The sequence below is a fragment of the Kribbella pratensis genome, assembly GCF_004366075.1.
GTDB classification, from domain to species: Bacteria; Actinomycetota; Actinomycetes; order Propionibacteriales; family Kribbellaceae; genus Kribbella; species Kribbella pratensis.
Map to the genome: position 1 here is coordinate 17,724 of NZ_SODU01000001.1, position 16,980 is coordinate 34,703.

A 16,980-nucleotide genomic window follows, 5' to 3' on the forward strand; every position below is an offset into this window, starting at 1 on the left:
TGGTAGACTTTGAGGTGGATCGCGTCCCGGTGGGTTTGTTGCCATCGGCCCCGTTCACCAGGCGGGACCGCGGGTGCCGGGACGCGATCCGCACGGCCCCGGATCGGTTGCTCCTGGGGTAGGGGCCGGCTTATTGTTGCGCAAACGATTGAGCAGTTGGGTGACGGGCGAGCGGGGGATGGATGCAGGCGGCGGAGCTTCCGTTGGCGGGAGTTGTGGTGCTGGACTTCAGCCAGTTCCTGGCGGGTCCGGTTGCGGCGCTGCGGCTGGCTGATCTCGGTGCGCGGGTGATCAAGATCGAGCGGCCGGTGACCGGCGAGATCGGCCGGACGCTCGCGTTCGCGGGTCGGTGGGCGGACGAGGACACGGTCTCGTTCCACGCCATGAACCGGAACAAGGAGGCGGTCGTTGCCGACCTCAAGGACCCCGGCGAGCTCGAGCAGGTCAAGAGCCTCGTCGCGCGCGCCGACGTACTGATCCACAACTTCCGGCCGGGCGTGATGGAGCGACTCGGCCTCGACTACGCGTCGGCGCGAGCGCTGAACCCAGGGCTCGTGTACGCGGCCGCATCCGGGTACGGCGCCGACGGACCATGGGCGAGCCGCCCGGGCCAGGACCTCCTCGCGCAGTCCGTCTCGGGTCTCACGTGGGTGAACGGCGGCGATCGCCCTGTCACAGTGGGTCTCTCGCTGGCCGACCACCTACTGAGCTGTCACCTCGCCGAGGGGGTGACCGCCCTCCTCGTCCGCAAACTGCGCACCGGCCGCGGCGGCCTGATCGAGACAAGCCTCCTCGAAGGCATGCTGGACCTACAGTCCACCGTCCTCACAGCTCACCTCAACAACCCGCGCGCTCCGTCGGCACCTGACCGTCGCCCAGTGCCCCGCGACGCACTCACGCCTGGCCGCCTCTACGCAACAGCCGACGGCCACCTAGCGATCGCCCCGACCTCCCTCACCCATCTCCTCCAAGCCCTGACCCACCAGCCCGTGCCATCCCACGCCACCTCACCACTCGAAGGGGCGCCGGGTGTGCTTGTGTCGGATGGGCATGGACGGGACGAGAGCTGGGTTGCGGAGCGGCTCTTGACGGGTGGTACGGCGTACTGGCTCGAGGTTCTCGGTGGGTTCGGGATCGAGTGTGCGCCGCTGCGAACGCTCGACGAGCTGATCGCGTCGCCGGAGTTCGCCGCGATCGCGATGACCCAGACCGTGGAGCGTCCGCCGGCCGAACCATGTGGTGAGTCGCTCCGGTTGACGACCACGCGAAGCCCGATCCGCATCGACGGCGCCATACTCCACAATCACCGAGCCGCACCACGTCTGGGAGCCCAGGGTCGCCTACGCGGCGGCGCCGACCCACTCGCCGAGGCCCGTGAGGGCCGTGGGGGCACAGGCCGGGGGCGTCAGTAGGGTGGGCGGTATGGCCACCCTGGGAGACGTCGCCGCGCGTGCCGGCGTCTCGATTTCTGCTGTGTCCCGGGTGCTCAGCGACGCGCCGGACTCACGTGTGAGTGCGGCGACTCGCGAGCGGATCGTCGACGCGGCGCGGGAGCTGAACTACCGCCCCAACTTCGCGGGTCGCGCGCTCAAGTCCGCGCGTACGCAGGTGGTCGGTCTGGTCGTCCCCGACATCACCAACGCGCTGTTCACCGAACTCATGCACGGCGCCGAGGACGAGGCCACCGAGCGCGGGTACACGGTTCTGCTCGGCCGCTCGGACGACGTCCGGCCAGGCGGCGAGGTCATCGCGCGCCTGATCGGCGAAGGCCGGGTCGACGGTATGGCGCTCCAGGTCGGCGACGCGGTGCAACCCGCGGGACTGCGCGACCTGATCACCACACAGGCGCCGATCGTGCTCGTGAACTCCTCCTACCCGGGTCACGTCGGCTCGGTCACCCTCGACGACCATCGCGGCGCGCTGATCGCGACGCAGCATCTGCTCGAGCTCGGGCACGAGCGGATCGCGTTCGCCAACGGGCTTCCGCGGTCGTTCACCGCGAAACGCCGGCGTACCGGGTACAAGCTGGCGCTCGCCACCGCCGGCCTACGGATGCCGAAGGAGTACGAGACCAGGATCGGCTACACCGTCGACAACGGCCGTACGGCGTTGCGCCGGTTGATGGCGCTCGACCCGAAGCCGACCGGCATCGTGGTGGCGAACGTCAACGCCGCCGTCGGCCTGCTGGGGGAGGCGCGCAGGGCAGGGATCCGCGTCCCGGAGGATCTCTCCGTCGTCACCGTCCACGACTCGTGGACCGCCGAGAACACCTGGCCGCCGCTGACCGCGGTGAAGATGCAGTTCTACACCGTCGGGCGCGCCGCCGTACGCAGCGTCATCCGCCGCATCGAGACCGGCGAAACCTCCGACGAGGTCGTCACCGACCCACCCCCGGAACTCGTCGTCCGCGAGTCCACCGCCCCACCCCGCACCGCCTGACCCGCCGGCAGCTCCAGCGTGCCCGCGGACTTATGCAAACGTGTGCAAAAGTCCGTGCGCAAACGATTGACCACTTTGGGGTCTGCGGTTTAGCGTTTCTGCTCTAACGTTTGAGCAGATGGAGTTCTTTCATGAAGTCACCCGGAGTACGTCCCGGGGCAGTGCGCACTGTGGCTGTCGCGGCTGCTGCGTGTGCGATCGGTTTGCTGGCTGCTTGTGGTTCGTCGGGCGGTGGGGCGGGCGCGGATGTCGAGCAGACCGACTCCGGCGGGGCGATCACGGTGTGGGTGGATCCGCCGCGAGTGCCTGCTGCCAAGGCCTTTCAGAAGGCGCATCCTGAGATCAAGGTGACGCTGAACCAGATCGACGGGACGGTCGGCGGCAAGTCGCTGCAGCAGCAGTTCGCGCAGTTCAACCAGGCCGGCAAGGGCTGGCCGGACGCGATCTTCTTCCCGTCCAACGACGACATCGCCTGGGCGGCGGGTGCGCAGGTCAACTTCACGGCAGACCTCACCGAGCTCGTCCCGGACGTGATCAAGGGGTACGAGGACGCCGTGATCGCGCCGTGCAAGATCGACGGCAAGATCCGCTGCCTGCGCAACGACGCCGCGCCCGACATCTTCTGGTACAACAAGGCGTTCTTCACCCAGAACGGGTACCAGGTCCCCAAGACCTGGGAGGAGTACGGCGACCTGGCGGTGCGCATCGCGAAGGAGCACCCGGGCAAGCTGAGCGGCTTCACCGGCGACGCCTATGCACCCGACCGGTACCTGTGGGCCTCCGGCTGCCCGACGAACGCCCGCAAGTCCGAGACCGAGGTACACCTCGACCTGACCGACCAGAAGTGCGTACGAGCCAAGGAGTTGCTCGCGAAACTTGTTCAGGCGAAGGCGGTTTCGACCGTCGGGATCTTCGACGCGGACGCCGCCAAGGTCGGCAAGGACCTGGTCATGAGCCCCGGCGCCGCCTGGTGGGGCGACTACCTGTTCCGTCAGTCCTGGAAGGTCCCCGCCGGTCAGATGGCGGGCGTCGCGCCGTTGACCTGGAAGGGCGAGGACAAGCCGGCCACCGGCAACGAAGGCGGCGGACTGTGGGGCTTCTCGCGGCACATCACCGGTAAGCAACTCGAGAACACGCTGACCTTCGCGAAGTTCGTTGCCACCGACCCCAAGTGGCAGGTCGAGCTGTCGACCGGCCTTCCGGCGTACGGGCCGGTCCAGGATGCGTGGATCGCGAAGCAGTCCGAGCAGAAGTACTTCGCCGACAACGCGGGGACCTTCGCCGCGATGAAGGGCGCCAACGCGTACGTCCAGCCGGATCACTCGTACCTGCTCTACAACACGGGCAGCGTGTGGACCGAGACGATGGCGGCCGGCCTGGCCTCGGGCAAGAGCGTTGACCAGGCCTGGACCGGGTTCAACGACGAACTTCTCAAGCAGGCCAAAGCCATGGGTTACACCGTCAAGTAGGCCGTCAAGTAGGCAGTCGAGCAGAGCAGGAGTTCCGCATGACGACCGCGACGGTCGACAAGCGCAGTACGCGTGTGCCGGTGCCGAAGACCCAGCGATCCCGCGCGACGGCGTCCCGGTCGAGTGAGACGCGCGGCGCCTGGATCCTGTTGTCGCCGTACGTCGTCCTGCTGCTCATCGGCGGCATCGTGCCGGTGGGGTACGCGATCAAGACCGCGCTGGAGAAGCCGCCGACACCGCTGGACCCGAGCACCGGGTTCGGCGGCGTCGCGAGCTTCAGGACGGTGTTCACCGACTACCGGTTCGTCGACACGTTCCAGAACGTGCTCGCGACGCTGGTGATCTGGCTGCCCATCATGATGGTCGGCATCGTTGGCCTCGCACTGCTGATCCACGCCAGTCCGGGCCGTTTCGGTTCGGCGATGCGGTTCGTCTATTACATCCCCGGCGCGCTGGCCGGTATCGCCAACTTCGTCCTGTGGGTGTACCTGCTGAACCCCGGGCAGTCGCCGATCGAGGGGTTCTGGCACGCGATCGGCGTCGACACGATCAAACAGGCGGTCGCGGCACCCGGGCAGCTGCCGTTCATCCTCACCGCGATGATGTTCTTCCAAGGCGTCGGCTCCTGGATCGTCGTCGTCAACGGCGGGCTGAACGGCATCTCCGAGGACATCTTCGAGGCGGCCGCCCTGGACGGCGCGAACGCGTGGCAGCTCGCGTGGCACGTCAAGCTCCCGATCATCCGGCCGTGGGTCGGGTACGCCGCCTTGATGAACCTCGCGTACGGGTTCCAGCTGTTCCTCGAGCCGCAGCTCCTCGACCAGGTGGCGAGCAACGCGCTGCCGGACCAGTGGACGCCGACGCAGCTCGGGTACGCGTTCGCCTTCAGCAACTACAACTTCCCGGCCGCGGCGGCGATGTCGCTGATCCTGCTCGTGATCACGCTCGGCATCGGACTGCTGATCGTGTTCCGCAGCGGGCTCTTCGGCAAGGAGGACAACTAAAGTGACTGGCATTGAGAGCTGGAGCCCCGGCAGGCTGGCCAGGGTCGTGTCGATGCTGTTCGTCGCCGCGATCTTCCTGCTGCCGATCGCCGGGTTCGTCGCGATGGCGTTCCGCTCCAACGACGGCGTGGAGGCCGGAAGCGGCGGGTTCCTCGGCCTCGGGGACATTGCCTGGAGCAACGTCCGGTACAGCTGGTCGCAGGTCAACGGTTTCGGCCCGGAGGGCGGCCTGTTCACCCGTTGGCTGACGAACTCGCTCGTCGTGGCGGCCGGGGGAGCGATCCTGGCCGTCGTCGCGGCACTCCCGGCTGGCTACGCGATGGCGCGGCTACGGTTCCGTGCCCGCCGGGCGGTGCTCCTGATCACCTTGGTCACGATGGTGATGCCGAACACGGTGCTGGTGATCCCGCTGTTCCTCGAGGTGAACGCGGTGGGTGCGGTCGGCGAGCTGTGGCCGGTGGCGCTGATCATGGGATTCTTCCCGTTCGGCGTGTACCTGTCCTACATCCACTACCTCACCACGATGCCGAAGGAACTCGTCGAGGCGGCCCGTCTGGACGGCCTGGGGGAGGTGTCGGTGTTCTGGTGGATCGGGCTGCGGATCTCCAAGCAGGTCGTCGTACTCGTCGCGTTCTTCGCCTTCGTCGCGAACTGGACGAACTTCCTCCTGCCGTTGGCCCTGCTGTCGTCGAACCAGAGGAACCAGACCGTGTCGATCGGTCTGCAGCAGTTGATCGGCGCGAGCCCGCTGTTCAACCCGACCGTCGCGGCCGGCCTGGACGTCAAGCTCTACATGCCGCAACTGGCGCTGGCGACGTTCATCTCGATGCTGCCGCTGCTCGCGGTCTTCCTCGGCGCCCAGCGGTTCCTCATCCGCGGCGAGACCGTCGGGGCGGTGAAAGGCTGATGACCGGCCTTCCGGAATTCGCGCCTCACCCCGGCTACACGCTCAACCCGCCGGCCAGGCCGCGCCCGATCGTGATCGTGGGCGCCGGCGGCATCGTCCGCGACGCCCACCTGCCCGCGTACAGCAAGGCAGGTTTCCCCGTCGCGAGCATCACCGACCTCCAGCTCGACCGCGCACAGGCCCTCAAAGACAAGTACGGCATACCGAAGGCGTACGACGATGTCGCTGCCGCCGTCGCAGCCGCACCGGACAACGCGGTGTACGACATCGCCCTCCCGCCCGAGGCGCACGTCGACGTCCTCGAACAGCTGCCCGGCGGAGCCGCCGTACTGCTCCAGAAACCCTTGGGCAACGAGCTCGTCGAGGGCATCCGTACTCGCGAAGTGTGTCGCCGCAAGGGTCTCGTCGCGGCGGTCAACACCCAGCTCCGCTTCGCGCCGTACGTCGCGGTCGCGCGGAAGCTGATTGCCGACGGCATCATTGGCGAGCTCTACGACTTCGAGATCCGGGTCTCGGTCCGCACGCCGTGGGAGATGTTCCCGTACGTCCTCGAGCTCGACCGGCTCGAGATCAACATGCACAGCGTCCACTACCTCGACCTGATCCGCTCCTTCCTGGGCGATCCGACGGGCGTGTCCGCGGTCACCGTGCGACACCCGGAGAAGACCCACGCCAACAGCCGCTCCGACATCGCCCTGACGTACGGCGACCGCCCGGTGCGGGTCGTCGTGTCGACGAATCACGATCACCACTTCGGTGAACGGTACGAAGAGAGCTACATCAAGTGGGAAGGCACGAAAGGCGCCGTACGCGTGCAGCTCGGGCTGCTGCTCGACTATCCGCGCGGTGGTGAGGACCGGCTCGAGCTCGTCACCGACGATCGCCTGGAGGCGGGCTGGCGGCCGGTGCCGTTCGAGGGCTCGTGGTTCCCCGACGCGTTCATCGGCTCGATGGGCGTGGTCCAGCGCTACCTGGAGGGCTCGATCCCTTCGCTGCCCACGTCGGTGGAGGACGTCTTCCGCACGATGGCGGTGGTCGAGGCGGCCTACACGTCCGCGGCACATGGTGGCGAGCCGCCGCAGTACGACGCCTGATCGATCAGAGAGGAACAGCGATGGGGACCGAGTGGTGACGGAACTTCCCCTGTCCGGGGTGACCGTCCTCGACTTCAGCCAGTTCCTGGCCGGGCCGGTGGCGGCGTTGCGGCTGGCCGATCTGGGCGCGCGGGTGATCAAGATCGAGCGCCCCGGCAGCGGGGACGCGGGCCGTCAACTGGCGTTCGCGGGCCGGACGGTCTCGGGCGACAGCATGTCGTTCCACGCGATGAACCGGAACAAGGAGAGCATCGTCGCCGACCTCAAGGACCCCGCCGACCTGAACAAGGTCCGGGCACTGGTCGCGGCGGCCGATGTGGTGGTCTCGAACTTCCGTCCCGGCGTGATGGAACGACTCGGCCTCGACTACGACACCGTCCGCCGGATCAACCCCGGCATCATCTACGGCAGTGTCAGCGGGTACGGCGAGACGGGTCCGTTCAAGGACCGGCCCGGGCAGGATCTTCTCGCCCAGTCGATTGCCGGACTGCCCTGGCTCAACGGTTCCCGCGACGACCCGCCAGTACCGGTCGGACTGGCCGTCGCCGATCATCTCGCCAGCTGTCATCTCGCCCAGGGCATCACGGCGCTGCTGGTACGGCGGTTCCGCACCGGTCGAGGCGGACACGCGCAGACCAGTCTGCTGGAGGCGCTGCTCGACCTCGAGTTCGAGCTGCTGACGACGCGGTTGAACGACCCGTCGATCGCCGTCCAGCGGAAGGGCAGCCGCTCGGCGCACGCGTTCCTGCCGGCGCCGTACGGGATCTATCCGACCAGCGACGGGTACCTCGCGATCGCGATGAACCCGGTCCCGACCATCGGCCGCCTGCTCGACCTGCCCGAGGTCGCCGCGATGACCGATCCGCAGTCGTGGTGGGACCGGCAGGAGGAGATCGAAGAACTGCTGTCGGCCAGGCTCAGCACCCGGACTCGCGACGAATGGCTGGCTGTTCTCGACGCCGAGGACGTGTGGTGCGCCCCCGTTCTCACGCTGGACGAACTGGTGGCGCACGACGGTTTCCGGGCGATAGCGATGACGCAGGAGTTGCGCCGCGACGGGCTCGAGCTGACCACCACGCGGAGCCCGATCAGAATCGACGGCGAGCGGCTGACCAACTCGCGGCCGGCGCCCCGGCTGGGCGAGCACAATCCCGTCGAACAGGAGATCGCATGACGACGTTGCGTGGCATGACCTGGGAGCATCCGCGCGGGTACGACTGTCAGGTCGCTGCGGCGAAGGAGTACGCCCGTCGTACCGGTGTCGACGTGCAGTGGGAGTACCGCTCGCTCCAGGCCTTCGCCGACGAGCCGATCGCGGGTCTCGCGGCCCGGTACGACCTGCTCGTCATCGATCATCCGCACGTGCCTCTCGCGGCCGCCGAAGGACTGCTGGCACCGCTGGACGGTGCCGGTCACGACGAAGAGCTAGCGGCGCTGGCGAACGATGCCGTGGGCAACAGCCACGCGTCGTACGCCCACGACGGCCACCAGTACGGACTCGCCACCGACTCCGCTGCGCAGGTCGCCGTACATCGTCCTGACCTGCTGCCCACGCCGCCGACGGACTGGGACGGCGTACTCGAACTGGCCCGCGAAGGTCGAGTCCTGTGGCCCACGAAGCCGATCGACGCGTACTCGAGCCTGTGCACCCTTGCCGCCAACCGCGGTACGCCGGTCGCAGCCGAGCCGGGCCGCTTCCTCGCCGCCGACGACGCGGGCGCCGTACTCGACCTGATGCACCGACTTGCAGAGCGAGTCCCGGAGTGGTGCCTCGCAGCCAACCCGATCGAGGTCGCCGAGGCCTTGGCGGGGGACGGGCCATGGGCCTACGTGCCGTTGGCGTACGGGTACACGAACTACTCACGTCGAGGTTTCCGCACGCATCGGCTCAAGTACCTCGACATTCCCGCCGGGCCGCGTGGTGTCGCCGGGTCGCAGCTCGGGGGAGCCGGCATCGCGGTCTCGGCGTACACCCGGGAACTCGACGCGGCCCGTGCGTACGCCGTTTGGCTGGCCTCGCCGGAGGTCCAGAACGGGGTGTACTACGACGCGGGCGGCCAGCCCGGGTACGCGTCCTCGTGGGACGACGATCGTCTGAACGAGGACTCGTGGGACTTCTTCCGCGGGACCCGGCAGACCCTCGAAGACGCGTGGGTGCGACCGCGGACGGCGGGCTACATGGAGTTCCAGGACGTCGTCTCACCGTGGGTCACGGCGACCCTCCAGGGAGAGCTGACCGATGCCGAGCTGGTACGGCGCGCGAACGCGCTGGCCGAGCGACTGTTGGGAGAGCGATGAAGGTCGCGGAGCGGTGGTTCGAGGAGTACGAGATCGGTGAGAGCCGCACGACCGTCGGGCGGACGATCACCGAGGCCGACATCGTGCTGCACGCCGGTCAGACGGGTGACTTCTTCCCGCATCACCTCGACGCCGAGTGGATGGCGACGCAGCCGGCCGGGCAGCGGATCGCGCACGGCACGCTCATCCTTTCCGTCGCCGTCGGGATGACCGCGGGCGACATCAATCCGCGGTCGATGTCGTACGGCTACGACAGGATCCGCTTCATCAAGCCGGTGTTCATCGGCGACACGATCACCGTCACCGCCGCCGTCACCGGGAAGTCCGACCACAAGCGGACGCCGGAAACCCACGGCTATGTTCACGAGCAGGTCAGCGTGACGAACCAGCGCGCGGAGACCGTTCTCGTCCTCACCCATCTCTACCTGGTCGACAAGCGAGGTCCGGCATGATCATCGACGCACATCAGCACGTGTGGGATCTGGACCGCTCGCCGTACCGCTGGCTCGGCCCGCACGTGCCGCAGTGGAATCGCACGTTCACCTTCGAGGAGCTCAAGCCGCAGTTGGTGCGCAACGGCGTCGACGCGACCGTGCTCGTGCAGTCCGACGATCACGACGGCGACACGGACCTGATGCTGGAGGTGGCCGATCAGCATCCGGAGGTCGCGGCGATCGTCGCGTACGTTCCGCTCGATCAACCCGGTGTCGCCGCCGAGCGCCTCGCGCAGTTGCGCAAGGATCCGCGCGTGGCCGGGATCCGCAACCTGATTCACGACCTCCCGGACCCGGACTGGATCCTGCGGCCCGACGTCGACGAGGGTCTCGGCGTACTCGAGCAGGCGGACGTGACGTTCGACTACGTCGCCGTACTGCCTCGGCATCTCGAACACGTCCCGACGCTGTCGGAACGGCACCCCGAACTCCGGATCGTCATCGACCACCTCGCCAAGCCACCGATCGGCGAGGCCGAACGTGAGCCGTGGTGGAGCCTGATCGCGGCCGCCGCTGAGAACCCGCGGGTGTACGCGAAGGTCTCCGGTCTCTACCCCGAGACCTGGACCCGGGACTCGCTGCAACCCTTCCTCGACCGGGCCCTGGAGGTGTTCGGGCCGGAGCGACTCATGTACGGCGGCGACTGGCCGATCTCGACCGCAGCGGGCGGCTACGACCCAGTCTTCAAGGGCCTGTCCGAGGCCCTCTCGCACCTCTCGGACAGCGACCGCGAACAGATCTACTCGGCCACCGCCCGCCGCTTCTACCGAATCAGCGGGTAGGCGGCCTCCAGGCACCGGGGTTTGCGGGAGATTCGCGCGGGCACCGGATGGTGTCGCACGGGGATTCAACCTGCCGGGTCGAACCCGGCCCTGGAAAGGGAGAGGACCATGGAATTCGTTCTGTGGATCATCGCCGTGATCCTCGTGATTTCGGGGATCGTGTCGCTGTTCCGTGGCCAGATGATCTGGGGTGCCGCGCTGATCGTGCTCGGCCTCCTGGTCGGACCAGGTGGAGTCAGCATCTTCACGTGATCAACCGCGTCCCCGCGCCGTCCTCGGCGCGGGGACGATCAGGTTCGGCCGTTCGTGCCCTTGTGTCTGATGTACGCCGGGAGCGCGAGCCACAACGCCACGAACCAGATCAGTACGCCGACGACCGTGGCGACGGCGGCGGCGCGGGGGAGAACGACGTCGATGGCGATCAAGATGCCGCCGCACATCGACACGATGAGGAGCGCCAGACCGCCGCGCGTCAGGCGGTCCGCGGCATTGACCAGGCGGTCGCGCAAACCGTGGCGGTACAGCAGCCGGTGCAGCGCGACCGGCGCCAGGAACAACGCGACCGCCAGCGCCGCGGCGATCAGCGTGCAGGCGTACACCGCGTGTGTGAAGTCGTCCGCCGCGTGGAACTGATTCTGGAACGCGATCCCCAGCAAGAACGCGAACAGGATCTGCGTCCCGGTCTGCACGAGCCGCAGCTCTTGCAACAGTTCGTTCCAGTGCCGGTCGAGGCGCTCACCGGAGCTCTCGTCATCACGCTCGTACGTCTGCGGATCCGAGCTCATCAGTCAGCCTTCCGTCGTACGTCGCCCTCAGGGTACCCACCGCGTATTCGGATCAAGCGTTCGCGACGGCGATCCGGGCCGCGACGGCAGCGTTGTTCCGGGCCAGTGCGAGGTTGGCCGGGATGCTCTGCCCGTCCGTCTCCTTCTCGATCCTGGCGAGCACGTACGGCGTGACTGCGGGCCCCACGACTCCTGCCCGCGCGCTCGCTTCCAACGCAGCCGTGAGTACGGCGTCGATGCGCTCCGCCGGAATCTCGTCGTCCACGGGAATCGGAACCGTGAGCAGGACGCCGGTCTCGGGCCGCGCCCGGAAACGGAGGACGTCGCAGACCATTCGCTCGTCGTCGACGCGGTGCGGGACCGGCAAGCCGCTCGACCGCGTGTAGAAGGCCGGGAACCAGTCGTGCTGCCAGCCCAGGACCGGTACGCCGGCGGTCTCGAGATACTCGAGTGTTCGCGGCAGGTCGAGGAACGCTTTGGCGCCGGCGCAGACGGTGATGACCGGGTGGTTGGCGATCGCGTCGAGGTCGGCCGAGACATCGAGGTCTGATCCGCGGTGGACGCCACCGATGCCACCTGTTGCGAACACCGGGATGCCTGCGGCGTGTGCCAACGCCACCGTCGCCGAGACGGTGGTGACGCCGACGCCCCAGCCCTGTGCCTGCGCGACTGCGAGATCGCGTTCGGCGACCTTGCGGGTGCCCTGCAGCACTCGCTTCTCCTCGTCCGGCGAGAGGCCGACGTGGGCCTGACCGTCGAGGACCGCGGCGACCGCCGGCACCGCACCGTGCTCTCGTACTGCCTGTTTGCAGAGTTCGAGCGCGTCGGCGTTCGCCGGGGCGGGCAGTCCGAGGTTGGAGAAGATCGTCGACTCGAGCGCGACGACCGCTCGGTGCTCGGCGAGGGCCTGGGCCACGTCGTCGGACAGAATGGGTTCAATCACACGCGGTTCCGTTCTCCTCGGCGGTCATGGACAGCATGGCACCGGGCTCGCGGAGAACCCGCCTGGCAAGCGTATGGCCCGCCGTGACCGCCTCGACGACGTCGGCATCATCGAGTACGGCGGACAGGAAGCCCGCCGCGAACGCATCGCCCGCACCGGTCGTGTCGCGCACCTCGTCGACCGGGGGCACCGGGACAGTTGTCGAGGTGGTGGCGTGGATCTCTGTCGGCTCGACGCCGTTCTTGACGACAACCGTCGTACCAGATGTCGCGAGGTCGCGGAGGGAGCCGAGGTCGGCTTCGATGCCGTTGGCAAAGATGTACGTCGGTCGCAGTGTCCGGATCAGGTCGCGGAACGGCGCGGGACCGATCGAGTCGATGAGCGCGATCGAGGACGCGTCGATCGTGAGGATCGCGCCTTCCGCGTGCGCGATGTCCGACGCGCGGCGGAGGACGGACAGCGACTGGCCGACGAGGGAGTACGCCGACAGGTGGACGACTCCGGCGCCGGACAGCCAGCGGTCCGGTACGTCGGCCAGTTCGGCTGCGGCGGCGCGGTCCGGGTACATCGTGCGTTCGCCGGACGGGTCCACGATGATGACGATGGTTCCGGTCCGCCCTTGGCGCTGGACCTTCGCGTCGACCCCGGCCTCGGTCAGGTCCCGCACCAGAGCCGTGCCGACGGTGTCGTCCCCGACGCGTCCGACGAACCGCACCGCCGTACCGAGGCGGCCGGCGAAGGCAGCGACGTTGGCTGCCGCGCCGCCGCGTGTCCGGCAGATCCGCGCGGGGTTGTCGGTGCCGGACCGTGCCGCACCCGCCGCCCAGACCACGACGTCCTCGACGAGGTCGCCGACACACACGAGCGTACGGCGATCCCGCACAGCCATCACCTCCCGCGCCGACGCTACGAGACCCCACCGCCCCGGGGCGAGTTCCGCGGCATGTCGACCGCTATGTCGGCACGTTCGCGAGCAGGCCTTCGAGCAGTTGCCGGCCGAGCGGCCAGTCGCCGAGATTGCTGGCGGAGTTGAGATGGCCGGCGTGGTCCACCAGGTGGCAATCCGCCTTCCAGGCGTCGGCGAAGGTGGTCGCCCGTTCCGCGCTGCAGTACGGGTCATTCGTGCTGGCTATCAGGAGCGAAGGGCAGGGGAGTGGTTGCGTCGCGACGGTCTGGAACGTGCCTGCGCGTTCGCTCGGGAACGTGGGGTGCTGAGTGTCCGGGGGTGCCACCAGCAGCGCAGCTGTGGCAGACCCGCCCGCGGCAAACCAGGCGGCTGCGGCCCAGCAGCCGAGGCTGTGCGCTACCAGCACGACGTCATCGTCACGGCTGCGAGCATCGTCGTACGCACGCTGGACCGCGGCGACCCAGTCGCCCAGCTCGGGCTCGCTCCAAGACGCCGGAACGATCCGTACGGCGCGATCGCCCCAGGACTGTTCCCATCGGCTTTGCCAGTGCACATCGTCGGAGCCGTCGATGCCCGGGAGGATGACGAACGCTGTCACTGCAGACCTCGCTTTCACTTGCGCAACCCACAACCGTGGGAGGCTTGAGGCCCTGAGTCTGATCGAATCAACGGACCCACAACAGCGTGGCAAGTGATCACAAAGACATTGGCGGCGACAACCATGGAATCACTCGACGAGATCGACCGGCGGATCCTCGCCCTGCTCCAGGCCGAGGGCCGGCTGACCGGTGCCGAGCTCGGCCGCCGGGTCGGGCTCTCCCAGCCCGCCGCCAGCGCGCGGGTCCAGCGACTCGAGAAGACCGGCGTCATCACGGGGTACCGGGCGATCGTCGACCCCGCCAAGCTCGGGCTCGGCATCACCGCCCACATCAGGCTGCGCACCTCGCACGCGCAACTCGAACAGGCGCTCGCGCTGGCCTCCCGGACCCCTGACATCACAGCGATCCGTCGGGTCACCGGCGAGGACTGCCTCCTCTGCGACGTTCATTGCTCCGACGCGCGACGCCTCGAGACCATCATCGACAGCCTCGCCCGCTTCGGCCCGGTGACCACGGCGCTCGTCCTGCACGACTACTCGGCCCGCGCGTTGACCCCGGCCCCGGAGTGAGCGGGATGATGGTTGTGCATTGGTGCGCGAATCTGCATCATAGATTCCACTAATACGCATGGATGGTGAATGCCGTCCTGTCGGAAGGAGTGGTCCGAAGTGACCGCCCAGTGGGAGTTCGTGCTCTGCGACGCGCTCGCGAAGGTGCACCCGGTGCGGGACCCGCGCCCCGTGTCCGCCGAAACCCGGTTCCAGGCCTTCCTCGGTGAGCGGGCATCGTTCCAGCTCGCGTATCGCCCTCCGCTCGAGCCGACGTTCCGCGACCCACGGCCGCTGCAGGTCCGGGTCGAGGGTACGGCGGCCGACCTGGTCGCCATGTCGAGCGTGGACCTCGTGCCTTGCACTTTCGTCGCGCTCCCGGGGCATGACGACGGGTACGAGTTCGACGAGCCCGGCCTGTACCCGGACGTGCTGCGTCCAGTGCCGAACGGTGAAGCACCGGTGCGGTTCGGCAGCTGGAGTGCGTTGTGGTTCGACGTCATGACGACCGATCCGGCGCGGGCCGGCGTACATGAACTCACTGTCGTGGTGAGCGCGCCCGACGGCTCCGAGTTGCATCGCGCTCCGGTCGCCGTCGAGATCACGGGGATCGAGTTGGAGCCGCTCGACATTGTGTCGGGGCATTGGATGCACCTCGACTCGCTCGCGGACCACTACGGCGTCGAGGTGTTCAGCGAGGAGCACTGGGCCATCGTCGAGCGCTTCATGGCGTCCGCGGTCGAGATGGGTGCGACGTCCTTGCTGGCACCGGTGTGGACGCCGCCGCTCGACACCGCGGTCGGTACGTATCGCACCGTGGTGCAGCTGATCGACATCACGGCGACCAACGACGGGTACGCGTTCGGGTTCGATCGGCTGCGGCGGTGGCTCGACGTCTGTCGGCGTACCGGGATCACCGGGGTCGAGGTCGCGCATCTGTTCACCCAGTGGGGCGCGAAGGCCACGCCCGGCATCGTGGTGGGCGAGGAGCGCGTCTTCGGGTGGGACGTGCCGGCGACCGACGTACGGTACCGGGAGTTGATGGAGGCGCTGCTGCCGGCGCTGCAGGCTGTGCTCGACGAGGAATGGGATCGCGAGTACGTCGTCTTTCACATCTCGGACGAGCCGTCGGGGCAGGACGGGCTTGCCGGCTACCTCGCTGCGAAGGCTGTCGTCGCCGATCTCCTGAAGGGCTGGACGGTCGTCGACGCCCTGAGCGAGCACTCCTTCTACACGTCGGGTGCCGTCGAGGTTCCCGTGGTCGCGACCGACCATGTGGAGCCGTTCCTGGCCGAGCGTCCTGAGCGGATGTGGGTGTACTACTGCGTCAGTCAGGACCGCGATGTCGCCAACCGGTTCATCGGGATGCCTTCGGCGCGGAACCGTGCGATCGGGCACCAGTTGTTCGCGTCCGGCGTGGACGGGTTCCTGCACTGGGGATTCAACTTCTGGTACACGTGGCACTCGATCCGGCGGGTGGATCCGTTCGCGGACACCTCGGCCGGCGGCGCGTTCCCGTCCGGCGATCCCTTCGCCGTCTACCCCGGCCCGGACGGCACGCCCTGGCCGTCGCTCCGGCACCGCGTTTTCGCGCAGGCGATGTGGGACCACCGCGCGCTGCAGGCCGTCCGCGCGGCCCACGGCAACGCGGCCGCCCTCGACCTCATCGACCCCGACCGAACCCTCCGCTTCGACCGCCCAGTACTCGACCCGAACCACTACTACGAAGCGCGCCGACGCATCACCAATGCACTGACTACCGGTAGCCGCGTTTGAGGAGGTACTTCGCTCCGGCCTCATAGCCTTTCGGGGTGAGGAGCTCGAAGCCGAAGGCATCGGCGAGGCGGCTGGTCGTGTTGAACGCGGCGCACACCGCGAGCGCGTCCTTGACCTGCTGGGGCGAGACGCCGGCGGCCAGGACTTCGCGCAAGTCGTCGGCGTCGACGCGTCCGTTGCGGATCAGCTTGCCGAGCATGCGCAGCGTTGCCCGGAGCGGCTCGTCGATCGCCGCCGATTCCAGGTCGTCCAGGATCGCCGCAACCCGTTCACCGTCCTGGTAGGCGAGGCTCGCGGTCGCCGTGTGGGCGCCGACGCAGAAGGCGGACTGGTTCAGCTTGGAGACGTAGGCCGCCATCAGCTCACGATCGCCGACGGACCAGTCGGACGGCCCGCGCAGTGCTTCGTGGGTGAACTCCTTGGCCGGGTTGCCGTAGAAGTCGGACCGGTAGAAGGTCAGCTTGGCGGCGTCCGGAAGCGGCTGCCCGGAGAACAGCCGGACGAGCGCGAACATCAGCTTCGTCCCGGGCCGGTAGCCGTGGTTGAGGATGTCAAGATGCATGACCGGGCGCCTCCTCGGAGACCGCCTCGGCCAGCGCCGCCAGCCCGGCTTCGTACAAGCGGGTCGAGTGACCGACGGCGGCGCAGATCACCAACTCGAACACCTCGTCCTCCGTGCATCCCGTTACGGCCAGGTCGGCCTCGCTGACGCGTACCGGCGTACGAGTGATCTTGCTGATCAGCGTGCTCACCGGCGGGACGAGACTTTCGTCGTTGAACGCACGCGCGCGCTGCTCGGCAGCTGCTCTGCCGTCGCCCGTCAGGATCCGGTCCACGAGCGCTCGGTGTGCCGCTCGTTTGGTGTCGTCTTCCAGCACCGTGCTGTCACCTCCTCGGCGGACTCGGCCGTCCGCCCTCAGGTGTATGACGATCAG

19 protein-coding genes are annotated in these 16,980 nt (G+C 68.1%); 13 read left to right on the forward strand and 6 right to left on the reverse strand.

Going from position 1 to position 16,980, the window contains the following annotated elements; genetic code table 11:
• The first annotated feature begins 203 nt into the window (after positions 1-203).
• The 11 genes from EV137_RS00070 (at position 204) to EV137_RS40345 (ending at position 10,739) form a co-directional block, all read left to right on the forward strand.
• Entirely contained in the window at positions 204-1,412 is a 1,209-nt protein-coding gene (locus tag EV137_RS00070) for a CaiB/BaiF CoA transferase family protein (RefSeq protein ID WP_238174998.1), read from the forward strand.
• A 10-nt stretch (positions 1,413-1,422) separates the two neighbouring features.
• Complete coding sequence (locus tag EV137_RS00075; RefSeq protein ID WP_134125636.1) at positions 1,423-2,439, forward strand: LacI family DNA-binding transcriptional regulator; 1,017 nt, start codon at positions 1,423-1,425, stop codon at positions 2,437-2,439.
• Between the two features lie 131 nt (positions 2,440-2,570).
• Positions 2,571-3,908, forward strand: coding sequence for an extracellular solute-binding protein (locus EV137_RS00080; protein WP_134125638.1), 1,338 nt, complete (start codon positions 2,571-2,573; stop codon positions 3,906-3,908).
• 38 nt (positions 3,909-3,946) lie between these two features.
• Positions 3,947-4,912, forward strand: a complete 966-nt coding sequence (locus EV137_RS00085) for a carbohydrate ABC transporter permease (protein WP_134125640.1) — start codon at positions 3,947-3,949, stop codon at positions 4,910-4,912.
• Position 4,913: 1 nt separating this feature from the next.
• Entirely contained in the window at positions 4,914-5,819 is a 906-nt protein-coding gene (locus EV137_RS00090; protein WP_202870772.1) for a carbohydrate ABC transporter permease, read from the forward strand.
• Positions 5,819-6,913, forward strand: a complete 1,095-nt coding sequence (locus EV137_RS00095) for a Gfo/Idh/MocA family protein (protein WP_134125642.1) — start codon at positions 5,819-5,821, stop codon at positions 6,911-6,913. Before EV137_RS00090 ends, EV137_RS00095 begins: the two co-directional genes overlap by 1 nt.
• Positions 6,914-6,947: 34 nt before the next feature.
• Complete coding sequence (locus tag EV137_RS00100) at positions 6,948-8,087, forward strand: CaiB/BaiF CoA transferase family protein (protein WP_238174999.1); 1,140 nt, start codon at positions 6,948-6,950, stop codon at positions 8,085-8,087.
• Entirely contained in the window at positions 8,084-9,211 is a 1,128-nt protein-coding gene (locus tag EV137_RS00105) for an extracellular solute-binding protein (protein WP_134125646.1), read from the forward strand. The genes EV137_RS00100 and EV137_RS00105 overlap by 4 nt, the downstream gene beginning before the upstream one ends.
• Positions 9,208-9,663, forward strand: a complete 456-nt coding sequence (locus EV137_RS00110) for a MaoC family dehydratase (protein WP_134005167.1) — start codon at positions 9,208-9,210, stop codon at positions 9,661-9,663. The genes EV137_RS00105 and EV137_RS00110 overlap by 4 nt, the downstream gene beginning before the upstream one ends.
• Positions 9,660-10,487, forward strand: coding sequence for an amidohydrolase family protein (locus EV137_RS00115; protein ID WP_134125648.1), 828 nt, complete (start codon positions 9,660-9,662; stop codon positions 10,485-10,487). The genes EV137_RS00110 and EV137_RS00115 overlap by 4 nt, the downstream gene beginning before the upstream one ends.
• Positions 10,488-10,595: 108 nt before the next feature.
• Positions 10,596-10,739 carry a GPGG-motif small membrane protein gene (locus tag EV137_RS40345; protein WP_166658687.1) on the forward strand — a complete coding sequence of 48 codons (144 nt, stop codon included), beginning with the start codon at positions 10,596-10,598 and terminating at the stop codon, positions 10,737-10,739.
• 38 nt (positions 10,740-10,777) lie between these two features.
• On the opposite strand, the gene EV137_RS00120 is transcribed toward EV137_RS40345, so the two are convergent.
• The 4 genes from EV137_RS00120 to EV137_RS00135 form a co-directional block, all read right to left on the reverse strand.
• Positions 10,778-11,272 carry a DUF6328 family protein gene (locus tag EV137_RS00120; RefSeq protein WP_134005164.1) on the reverse strand — a complete coding sequence of 165 codons (495 nt, stop codon included), beginning with the start codon at positions 11,270-11,272 and terminating at the stop codon, positions 10,778-10,780.
• 52 nt (positions 11,273-11,324) lie between these two features.
• Positions 11,325-12,215: a pseudouridine-5'-phosphate glycosidase gene (locus EV137_RS00125; protein ID WP_202870773.1), complete on the reverse strand. Its 891-nt coding sequence runs from the start codon at positions 12,213-12,215 to the stop codon at positions 11,325-11,327.
• Positions 12,208-13,098 carry a carbohydrate kinase family protein gene (locus EV137_RS00130; protein WP_166679735.1) on the reverse strand — a complete coding sequence of 297 codons (891 nt, stop codon included), beginning with the start codon at positions 13,096-13,098 and terminating at the stop codon, positions 12,208-12,210. The genes EV137_RS00125 and EV137_RS00130 overlap by 8 nt, the downstream gene beginning before the upstream one ends.
• A gap of 70 nt (positions 13,099-13,168) precedes the next feature.
• Complete coding sequence (locus EV137_RS00135) at positions 13,169-13,720, reverse strand: RBBP9/YdeN family alpha/beta hydrolase (protein ID WP_134005160.1); 552 nt, start codon at positions 13,718-13,720, stop codon at positions 13,169-13,171.
• A 123-nt stretch (positions 13,721-13,843) separates the two neighbouring features.
• On the opposite strand from EV137_RS00135, the gene EV137_RS00140 reads away from it, so the two are divergent.
• On the forward strand, positions 13,844-14,290 hold the full coding sequence (locus tag EV137_RS00140) for an Lrp/AsnC family transcriptional regulator (RefSeq protein WP_134005158.1): 447 nt from the start codon (positions 13,844-13,846) through the stop codon (positions 14,288-14,290).
• A gap of 99 nt (positions 14,291-14,389) precedes the next feature.
• Positions 14,390-16,045: a DUF4091 domain-containing protein gene (locus tag EV137_RS00145; protein ID WP_166679736.1), complete on the forward strand. Its 1,656-nt coding sequence runs from the start codon at positions 14,390-14,392 to the stop codon at positions 16,043-16,045.
• Here the strand turns inward: EV137_RS00145 and EV137_RS00150 are convergent.
• On the reverse strand, positions 16,026-16,607 hold the full coding sequence (locus tag EV137_RS00150) for a carboxymuconolactone decarboxylase family protein (protein ID WP_134125654.1): 582 nt from the start codon (positions 16,605-16,607) through the stop codon (positions 16,026-16,028). The two genes, EV137_RS00145 and EV137_RS00150, sit on opposite strands and share 20 nt — an antisense overlap.
• On the reverse strand, positions 16,597-16,923 hold the full coding sequence (locus tag EV137_RS00155; RefSeq protein ID WP_134125656.1) for a hypothetical protein: 327 nt from the start codon (positions 16,921-16,923) through the stop codon (positions 16,597-16,599). The genes EV137_RS00150 and EV137_RS00155 overlap by 11 nt, the downstream gene beginning before the upstream one ends.
• Positions 16,924-16,980: the final 57 nt, after the last annotated feature.

Bases quoted from the DNA above. Each gene is read 5' to 3' on its own strand.
- EV137_RS00095 (WP_134125642.1), top strand. From the start codon at position 5,819: ATGACCGGCCTTCCGGAATTCGCGCCTCACCCCGGCTACACGCTCAAC.
- EV137_RS00110 (WP_134005167.1), top strand. From the start codon at position 9,208: ATGAAGGTCGCGGAGCGGTGGTTCGAGGAGTACGAGATCGGTGAGAGC.
- EV137_RS00115 (WP_134125648.1), top strand. From the start codon at position 9,660: ATGATCATCGACGCACATCAGCACGTGTGGGATCTGGACCGCTCGCCG.
- EV137_RS40345 (WP_166658687.1), top strand. From the start codon at position 10,596: ATGGAATTCGTTCTGTGGATCATCGCCGTGATCCTCGTGATTTCGGGG.
- EV137_RS00085 (WP_134125640.1), top strand. From the start codon at position 3,947: ATGACGACCGCGACGGTCGACAAGCGCAGTACGCGTGTGCCGGTGCCG.
- EV137_RS00075 (WP_134125636.1), top strand. From the start codon at position 1,423: ATGGCCACCCTGGGAGACGTCGCCGCGCGTGCCGGCGTCTCGATTTCT.
- EV137_RS00120 (WP_134005164.1), bottom strand. From the start codon at position 11,272: ATGAGCTCGGATCCGCAGACGTACGAGCGTGATGACGAGAGCTCCGGT.
- EV137_RS00140 (WP_134005158.1), top strand. From the start codon at position 13,844: ATGGAATCACTCGACGAGATCGACCGGCGGATCCTCGCCCTGCTCCAG.
- EV137_RS00080 (WP_134125638.1), top strand. From the start codon at position 2,571: ATGAAGTCACCCGGAGTACGTCCCGGGGCAGTGCGCACTGTGGCTGTC.
- EV137_RS00105 (WP_134125646.1), top strand. From the start codon at position 8,084: ATGACGACGTTGCGTGGCATGACCTGGGAGCATCCGCGCGGGTACGAC.
- EV137_RS00150 (WP_134125654.1), bottom strand. From the start codon at position 16,607: ATGCATCTTGACATCCTCAACCACGGCTACCGGCCCGGGACGAAGCTG.